Origin of the sequence: Pseudomonas sp. 06C 126 (assembly GCF_001855215.1) — a bacterium.
Classification (GTDB): domain Bacteria; phylum Pseudomonadota; class Gammaproteobacteria; order Pseudomonadales; family Pseudomonadaceae; genus Aquipseudomonas; species Aquipseudomonas proteolytica.
Map to the genome: position 1 here is coordinate 145,278 of NZ_MIFU01000024.1, position 9,402 is coordinate 154,679.

The following is a 9,402-nucleotide window of genomic DNA, read 5'->3' on the forward strand; positions in this document are numbered from 1 at the left end:
AAAAACCGACACATCAGTCAGGTTTTTCCTACGCCATCATGTCCCCAGTTCCAACATCAGCCCGCTTAAACGTTTCACCTTGCGCCGTACCGCTTCCTCGAAAACCCCACCACGGGTTTCGATCAAACTGAAGCGGTCTTTCGCGCGGGTGATGCCGGTGTAGATCAGCTCTTTGGTCAGTACCGGGTTCAGCGCATCCGGCAGGATCAAGGCAGTGTGGGCGAACTCCGAGCCCTGGGACTTGTGCACGGTCATGGCGTAGACGGTTTCTACATCGTTGAGCCGGCTGGGCAAGACAAAGCGCACCCCGCCCTGGCCATCGTTGCGCGGGAAAGCGACGCGCAGCACCTGCGGCCCGCCGTCAGTTTCGGGCAGCTTCAAGGCGATACCGATGTCCCCGTTCATCAAGCCCAGGCCGTAGTCATTGCGGGTCATCAGCACCGGGCGGCCTTCGTACCATTGCTGGTCGCTATCGATCAGCCGGGCCTTGAGCAGCGCGGCGGTGATGCGTTGGTTGAGGCCTTCCACGCCCCAGGGGCCCTTGCGCACCGCGCACAGCAACTGGAAAGCATCAAAGGTTTGCAACAACTGGCGCGCCCAGTCGGTCCAGCGCGGATCGTCCCGGGGTGTCTCGGCTGCCGGCCGCGAGGTGCGCAGCAGGTTCAGGTAGTAGCGATAGCCCTGGGCGTCGGCGCCCTGCCCGTCCAGCACCAGGCGCTCGAGGGCGCGGTCATGCTCGCCCTTGAGGCGCAGGCAAAACAGGTCGTGGCTGCCGGCGTCCAGCAGTTGGCGAGCCTGATCGGGGTTTTGCTGGTTGACCCAACGCGCCAGTTGGCCGATGCCACTGCCTTCGCCGAAGCGCCGGGAATAACGCAGCATCACCACTTGTTGCGCCAGGGGATGGCTGGCGTCGAGGTCTTGCTCCAGGCCGCTGCCCGCCAGCGTTTCGCCGCTGACACTTTCCAGCCATTGGCGGGTGCCGGGGCTGTACCAGCCTGCCTCGGCATCGCGGCACAAATCGCCGAGCACCGCACCGGCTTCCACCGAAGCCAACTGGTCCTTGTCCCCCAGCAGCACCAGGCGCGCATGGGCTGGCAAGGCATCCAGCAGGTTGGCCATCATTTCCAGGTCGATCATCGAGGCTTCATCGACCACCAGCACATCCAGCGGCAACAAGTTGCCCGCGTGATGGCGGAAATGCCGGGTGCCGGGACGGCTGCCCAACAGGCGGTGCACGGTGGTGACCTCGGTGGGGATTTTTTCGCGCACGGCTTCGGCCACTTGCAGCGAGCGCACTTGCTGGCTGATGGACTCGGTCAACCGCGCCGCCGCCTTGCCGGTGGGCGCCGCCAGGCGGATGCGCAAGGCCGTGCCCTGCTCCACCGCTGGCGCTTGCAGCAATGCCAACAGGCGCACCACGGTGGTGGTCTTGCCGGTGCCGGGGCCGCCGGTGACGATGCTGAACGCCCCCCGCGTGGCCAGGGCGCAGGCGAGCTTCTGCCAATCGACCACACCATTGGGAGGTGGCAGGTCGAACAGACCGTTCAAGCGCTGGGGCAGGTCCGCCGAGACCGTTTCCTGCACGGCCAGACGCTGACGCAAGGCACTGTCGATGCGTCGCTCATAGGTCCAGTAACGCCGCAGATACAGGCGCTTGCCCGACAACACCAAGGGTCGGCTCTGCGCCGCAGCACTGCCATCCACGGCCAGCGCCACCAACGGGCTTGCGGCCAGGGCATGGCACCAATGGGCGCCGTCCAGGCCGTCGAGCAATTGCGAGGGCAACAACATCACGCCACTTGAAAGATCACCTTCAGGGGGCAGCGACAGGGCGAAATCCGGGGCATTCAGGGTTTCGAACAGATCCAGGCACACATGCCCGTGGCCCAGTTGGTGACTGGTCAGGGCAGCAGCCAGCAGCACCAGAGGATCGGCCTGTGGGTCGAGTTCGTGGAGAAAGCCGACGAACGCCTTGTCCAGCGAGCGCAGCCAGCCGCGCTCGACCCAGCGCTCCAGCAGGTGCACCAGGTCGTCGGCATGCTCCAGCGGTGCCAGTGCCTCCAGCGGCACAGTCGAGAGGCTCATAACAGGACTCCTTGTTCCCAGGCGGGTTCGACCTTGGGCGGTTGCGGCTTGCCTTGGAACAACAGGTCCAGGCGCTCGATCAGTTCACGTGGTGGCCGGGTGAAATACGCCCCCTGGCTCACGGCTTGGCTGCCGCGCAGGAACAGGTAGAGCGCGCCACCCACGTGCCGGTCGTAATCGTAATCGGGCAGACGCGCCTTGAGCTGGCGGTGCAGGGCCAGCAGGTAGAGGACGTATTGCAGGTCATAGCGATGGTCGAGAATCGACTGTTCCATGGCCTGTTGGGTGTAGGCCGCGTCGTCGGCGCCGAGCCAGTTGGATTTATAGTCGGCCACGTAATAGCGGCCTTCATGTTCAAAGGTCAGGTCGATAAAGCCTTTGAACATCCCGTTGAGCATTACCGGTTCGGCAGCCACCCGCGACACACCGTCGTGGGTGTATTGGCAGACCAGTTGGTCGAGGGCGAGCACATCGACTTTATGGCTGGCGAACCAGAACTCCATTTCGATCTGATAGTGCTGCAAGTCACTCAGGGTCACCGATTCCGGCCCCTGGCCCAGGCTCAGTGGCGCTTGCAACAGGTGCCCAAGCCAGCCGCTGAGGGTGCCGATCCAGCCTTCCCAGCCGCGCCGGTTGCAGCGCCGTGCGACAGCATCTTCGATGGCTTCGGGCGTTACGTCGAAGCCATCGTTGCCGGCCCATTCCAGCAGGCCGTGGAGAAAGGTCCCGGGATTGGGCCCCCGTGGGAATCGATGAATGTCGCCGCCAGACGCGGCAACTTCGCGCGGGGCATCCGGGTCCAGGCGTTCGTCGTCGAACAACTTCTGCGCTTGTGGGCTTTCCGGAGCCTCCAGGCTGGCGGCGCTCATGCTTTCGCCAATGCGCAGGGCGCTGTAGGACGCAATCCACCAGTTTTCCGCAGCCTTGCGTTTGGGCAGCAGCGGCGCGAGTAAGGTCGCGTCATTGCGCGGTGGCTGGTAGGTGCTGCTCTGGGCCTCTGGCATGTGCCCGTAGGCAATCGCCGCGCAGCCGTCCTGCAAGTCCATCAGCCAGCGGGCCAAGGCTGCGGATTCACCCAGGGCCACGCCACCACCCAACAAATAACCCAGCGCCGACAGGTGCAACACCGAGCTGTTGGTATTACCCCGCTTGAGGTCGGCCACACCGAGCCAACAGGCATGTTTGGCCCGCGTCAGCGCCACGTAGAACAGGCGCAGGTCTTCGGCCAGGCGTTCGTCATCGGCCTGGGCGATCAGTTCGGCGGTGGGTTTGAGGCTGACCTGAGACTTGCCGTGGGCATCGTGGTAGTGCAGCGGCAGGCGACTGCCGTCGACGGGCTTGGCCGAGCAGATGAACGGCAGGAACACCAGATCGTATTCCAGGCCCTTGGATTTGTGGATGGTCACCACCTTGACCAGTTGCTCATCACTTTCCAGGCGCAGGATCTGCTCTTCGCCGGCCTGGCCCGACAGCGCCAGGTGCTCCGCCAGATGGCGGATCAATGCCTGTTCGCCATCTAGCTCAGCGGCGGCTTGTTGCAGCAATTCGCACAGGTGCAACAGATTGGTCAGCACCCTTTCGCCATCGCTGCGGGCGATCAGGGTTTGCGGCAACTTGAAGTCATGTAGCAGGCGTCGCAGCATCGGCAACACGCCCTGGGTCCGCCAGATCACGCGGTAATCGCGAAACTGCATGACCCGCTGTTCCCAGGCCAGTTCGTCCTGGTTCAGTTGCTCCAGTTGCGCCAGCGACAGGTTGAGGGTGACGCAGGCCAGGGCCGCGCGCAGCGGGCGCTCCACGTCCGGCTCGGCGCAGGCCTTGAGCCAGGCGAGTACGTCGTGGGCTTCCTGGGAGGCAAACACCGAATCCTTATCGGACAGGTACACGCTGCGCACACCGCGCGCGGCCAGCTCACCGCGTACGGCCTGGGCCTCCTTGCCGTCACGCACAAGGATGGCGATGTTCGACGGTTGCACGGGGGAGAAGTCGCCATCCTTGACGAACCCTGCACTGCCTTGCTGGCCGCCATTGAGCAACGCGACGATCTGGCTGGCACAGGCACCGGCCAATTGTTGGCGATAAAGCACGTTGGAGATCGGCTGGTCGGTGGGCAGGTGCCAGATATTCAGGGCTGGCACTGTGTGGCCATCGACCTGTAAGTGCTCCTTGCGGCCTTGGGACGATACCGGCTGGAACGGCACCGGGTTCTCGCCATCCGGCTGGCGAAACAGAAATGCCCCACGCCCGGTTTCTGCACGTTCGAACACGTGGTTGACCGCCGCGACCATCGCATGGCTGGAGCGGAAGTTGGTGCCCAGGGTGTGCAAGCGCCCGGCAGTGGCCTGGCGAGCACGCAGGTAGGTGTAGATATCGGCACCGCGAAAGGCGTAGATCGCTTGCTTGGGGTCGCCGATCAGGAACAGGCCACTGAGCGGGCTGTTGTCTTCAATGCGGTAGATGCTTTCGAAGATCCGGTACTGCACCGGGTCGGTGTCCTGGAATTCATCGATCAGGGCCACCGGGAATTGCTCGCGGATCACACTGGCCAGGCGCTCGCCGCCCTCGGCTTGCAGGGCCGCGTCCAAGCGGATGAGCATGTCGTCGAAGCCCATCTCGGCACGCCGGCGCTTCTCATCTTCAAAACGTTTACCGACCCAGGCCGCCGCGTGTTGCAGCACCGCGGCGTCGGGCGTGGGCAAGGTGTCCAGGCTGGCTTTGAGGCCCACCATGGCATCCAGGCCCGGATGATGCGGCGCGTCGCCCTTCCAGGCTTCGGCCATACCCTCTGGCGTCAGGCGGCTGAAGCCGGTGCCGATATCCAGTTGCTCCAGGGTTTCGTCCGCGGCCCAGGCGCTGATTTTCTCGAACCAGGGCTCGAAATAACGGGCCTGCATCTTGCGGCCATCAACAGCCTTGGCGGCGACGGCCTGCAGGCAGATCTCCCGCAACTCGGCGGCCCACTGCTGCCAGGGCGCCTTGAGCGCCACCAGGGCCTCGCGGCGCTCGTGCAGGCAGGCCTCGATCAGTTCGGCAGGCTCCCGTGGTTCGTCACTGGGGCGCTCACTGCCGAACAAGGCGCGCACTCGCGGCATCAGCGCCGCAGGCCCGCCCCAGTGGTTGCGCACCCAGTTCAGAGCATCGCCGTGCATCGGGTAGCAGAACAGCCGCCAGTAGTCGCGCAACACTTCGCCGAGCAGGTCGCTGTGGTCCGTTTCCAGGGTCTGGGTAAACAGGCTGCCACTGTCGAAGGCGTGTTCGCGCAGCATGCGCTGGCACCAACTGTGAATGGTCGAGACGGCGGCTTCGTCCATCCATTGCGCGGCAATGTCGAGGCGATTGGCGCAACCTGGCCATTGCTCGGCGCTGTATTCGTCGCGCAACTCGGCGATCAAGGTGTCGGGCTGCTCGATTTCATCACGAAAGTAGCGCGCCGCTTGTGCCAGGCGGGTGCGGATACGCTCGCGCAACTCTTTGGTGGCAGCATCGGTGAAGGTCACCACAAGGATCTGCGGCGGCAGCAATTCACGGCCAAAGCCTTCCTGCTCGCCGCCGTGGCCGAGCACCAGGCGCAGGTACAACGCAGAGATGGTGAAGGTCTTGCCGGTGCCGGCGCTGGCCTCGATCAGTTGGCTGCCGCGCAGGGGAAAGGCCAGGGCCAGGGGTTTGATGGCGCTCATGGGCGGGCCTCCTCGCTGGTCAGTGATCGCCAGGGGGCGGTTATCAAGGGTCGATAGAGGGTTTCGCACCAGCCTTCGAAATCCTCGCTGGCGACCAGCGCTGCATAATCGGGAAACTGCCGGGTAAGGGCCGGGCTTTCGCGGCGCTCGCCGTCACTGTTGATGCCATCGCCTTCGTAGGCTTTAAGGGCCGCAGCCTGGGCTTTGTCCGGATCGGTCTGGCCGAGCCAGGCAAACGCAGTCTTGACCGCGACCGGCAGAGGTTCACTCATGCCAGCCTGCCAAGCCAGGAGCAGGTTGCCGAGGATATCCTGGGCAAGGTTTTGCTCCAGGGGAGCCAGCAAGAGTGTGTCGTCGCTGGCCACCAGGCCCGTGCTCAACGGAAGGCCACAGGCGCAGGCCACCAGGTGATTGACCCATGGGCGGATCAGGCGATGCCACTTGCGGGTCTTGATCGAGCCGATGCTGTTGGGAATGGTGGTCACGCTGAGCAAGCCGCCATCGCTGCGTCGGTGCAGGCCGCTGACCCAGCCTTCGAGTTCAATCCCCTGGTGTGCGTAGCTGACGGGTTCTGCGGTGTTGTGCGGCGTAGGCCAGAGTGCCAGGAGCTGCTGGTAGCGCTGCAACAGGTCAGGCAAAGGCTCGATCAGTTCGTTGCGCAGGCATTCGCCAAAGCCAACCATGGGCAGCAGGCCGCTGCCTTGCAGACGCTGGGCCTGGGCATCCAGGGCCTGCTCCAGATGATCCGGATCGCTCAGTGCAGCGGCAAGCAGGCTGTCGCTCAAGGTGTAGCGCTGCAGGGCGTCGAGGACAAAGGGCTCTTCATCGGCCAGGGGTACCTCGGCGGCTTCGAAAAACACCTTGAGGCGCTGGCTGAAGAAATGCCTGACGGGGTTACGCAGGAAGTCCTGCAACTGGCCCAGGCTCAGGGGGTCTTCCTGGACGTAGGCTGACAGGCAGGTTGTTTCGAGGGGCAGGTCTTGGGCTTCGTGCAACAACTGCCATTCGCGGGCGTAGCTGAACAGCGGATCACCCTCGTGGAAATAGCGCGCGCTGAAGGGTTGCAAAGGGTGTTCCTGGGTCATTGCCTCCAGCAGCGATTGCTCTTGGGCATGTTGCCAGCCGCTGGCGAGGTGATCGCGCAGTTGGCCGATCAGCACGGACGCCGGGCGCTCGCTGTTGTCACGGATGCTGCGGCCGATCCAGCTTATGTAGAGTTGGTCGCGTGCTGAGAGCAAAGCTTCCAGCAACAGGTAGCGGTCGTCTTCGCGACGAGAACGGTCGCCGGGGCGGTAGTCGCTGCCCATCAGGTCGAAATCCAGTGGCGGTTGGGCGCGTGGATAGTCGCCATCGTTCATGCCCAGTAGGCACACCAGCTTGAACGGGATCGCACGCATCGGCATCAGGGTGCAGAAGTTCACCGCGCCGGCGAGGAAGCGTTGGGACAGACGGCCCTGGTCGAGACCGGCCAGCCAAGCCTCACGGACCACCGTCAGCGGTAACTCGTCGTACAGGCCGACGGATTCGCAGGTTTCCAGCCAGTCTTCCCGCAGTTGCTCCAACTGGCCCAGCAGATAGTCATCGTGTTCATTGCTGGCCAGGAAAAAGCGCTGCATCAGGTCTTGCAAGCGTACACCCCAGGCTTGCGGTGTCGCCGGTTGTGACAGGGCTTGGTGTGCATCGTGCAATGCGTCTAGCAAGGCTACCAATGGGCCGATCAGCGCAGCATCAAGGCCGCCGATTTCATCGTAGGGCTCAATGCCGGCGCAGGCGGCACCACTGCCAACGGCGTAGCCCAGCAGCATACGGCGCAGGCCGAACCGCCAGCTGTTTTGCTCCAGCTCATTGGGCAGGCCAAGACCTGCACGCTGCTCGGCGTTCAGGCCCCAGCGGATGCCGGCCCCTTCTATCCAACGGTGCAGAGTGGGCAGGTCGCGCTCCTGGATGGCGAAGCGTTCACGCAGGGCGGGAACGTCCAGCAAGTCGAGGATTTCGCTGACCGGAAAACGGCTGTCGGGAAGTTTCAGCAGGTGCTCGACGGCGATCAACAGTGGATCGCGGCCCCGTTGACCCTGGTCAGTGAGGGTGAAGGGGATGAAGCGCGGGTCTTTTTTGTCCAGTTGGCCGAATACCGCACGGATATGCGGCGCGTAGCTGTCCACATCCGGGACCATCACGATAATGTCGCGAGGCCGCAGTGCGGGGTTTTCGCTGAAGCGCTGTAGCAGTTGGTCGTGGAGGATTTCCACTTCCCGCTGGGCGCTGTGGGCGATGTGGAAGCGGATCGAGGTGTCGTGCTGCAGATCGACGGCGGGCCAGCGCTCTCGCGTTTCGGGGAGGGGGCGCAGTTCGAGGATGTCATCCTGCAGTTGGTTGAGGATTGTGGTCGGTTCGCTATCGCTGAACAGGTCGATGCGTCCATCACGGAAAGCAGATCGGTAGCTGTTGGGATCGTCGTAGCTGTCCAGCAGGTTGATGTAGTCGCGACCTTGCTTGCCCCAGGCGGCCAACAGTGGATGGGCGTGCTGGTGCAGGGTTTGCGGGTCGATGGTGACGGGCATCCCGGTCTTGCGCGCTTGGCGCTTGTATTCGTTTCGCAGTAGGTCTTTGTCGGCAACGATGTCAGACCAATGGTGGCGGCAAGGGTTGTGCACGCAAAGCAGGACCTGGCTGAAACGGGCCAGGCCGGCCAGCGCTTCAAGCGCCTGGGCGGGCAAGGAAGAGATGCCAAACACAATGACCCGAGACGGCAGGCCTTGGGGGGCGGTGTCCAGCTTGTTGATGCGCTCGATAAAGCGTTGGTGGACCCCGGCACGGCTCTGCGCCATACCCTCCTCGCCGACATCCAGCAGCAATGCTCGCCATAACTCGGCCTGCCAGCAGTTGGCCGGGCTCAGGGGTTTGGCCTCGCCTCGGCCGTTGCGCAGTTGGTGTCGACCGGCGGCCCAGTCTTCCAGCCAGTCCGCACGATAGACCTGGTATTGGTCGAACAAGTCGGCCAGGCGCTCCGCCAGTTGGTAGCGTTTACGCAGGTCGGTGTCCTGGGTAAGGAAGCGTTGCAGGGGCTCGAAGTGCGGCCGGTCGATCAGCTCGGGCAGGAGGCGCATGAGACGCCAGGTCAGCGGGGCTTTGTCCAGAAGGGACTTGACCGGGATTTCGTCGCGGCCCAGGACCATGCGATAAAGCTGCCACATGAAACTGCCGGGCAACTGCACGTCGATTGCAGCGGCGATGCCACAGCCGCCCGTGTCGTCATCTTCTGGATCTTCAGCAAGCGCCAGTTTGAGCCATTGTGCGATGCCGTTGCTTTGCACCAGGGCGATTTCGTTTTCCAGGGGAGCCAGTGGATAGCGACGCATCCAACTGACGACTAGGCTGCGCAGCTCATCCAGGCGATTGCCGTGGACGACCATGAATCCAGCACTGAGGGACGTTGCATCCGGCATAACGGCTTCCTTGGGAAAAGCAAAATCGAGGCAGCGACTTTAGCATTGAAGGGCGTTATGGGCGGTGTTGGACTAAGCGCAAAATCCCATCAGCGCTTTTCTACCGCCCAAAACAAAACCCCAACTGCTTTCGCAATTGGGGTTTCGGAATTTAATCTTGACGATGACCTACTCTCACATGGGGAAACCCCACA

Annotated in this window: 3 protein-coding genes; all 3 read right to left on the bottom strand. The window is 63.4% G+C overall.

The window, feature by feature from the left end:
* Positions 1-36 precede the first annotated feature (36 nt).
* From recD to recC, 3 genes are read right to left on the bottom strand one after another with little or no spacing between them, the layout of a single operon-like run.
* Positions 37-2,085: an exodeoxyribonuclease V subunit alpha gene (gene recD, locus BHC62_RS05340; RefSeq protein ID WP_070994422.1), complete on the bottom strand. Its 2,049-nt coding sequence runs from the start codon at positions 2,083-2,085 to the stop codon at positions 37-39.
* A complete protein-coding gene (recB, locus tag BHC62_RS05345; RefSeq protein WP_070994423.1) occupies positions 2,082-5,762 on the bottom strand; it encodes an exodeoxyribonuclease V subunit beta in 3,681 nt (1,226 codons plus the stop codon). The genes recD and recB overlap by 4 nt, the downstream gene beginning before the upstream one ends.
* Positions 5,759-9,208 (bottom strand): exodeoxyribonuclease V subunit gamma, encoded by a 3,450-nt coding sequence (recC, locus tag BHC62_RS05350; protein WP_070994424.1) that lies wholly within the window; start codon positions 9,206-9,208, stop codon positions 5,759-5,761. The genes recB and recC overlap by 4 nt, the downstream gene beginning before the upstream one ends.
* Between the last annotated feature and the right edge of the window lie 194 nt (positions 9,209-9,402).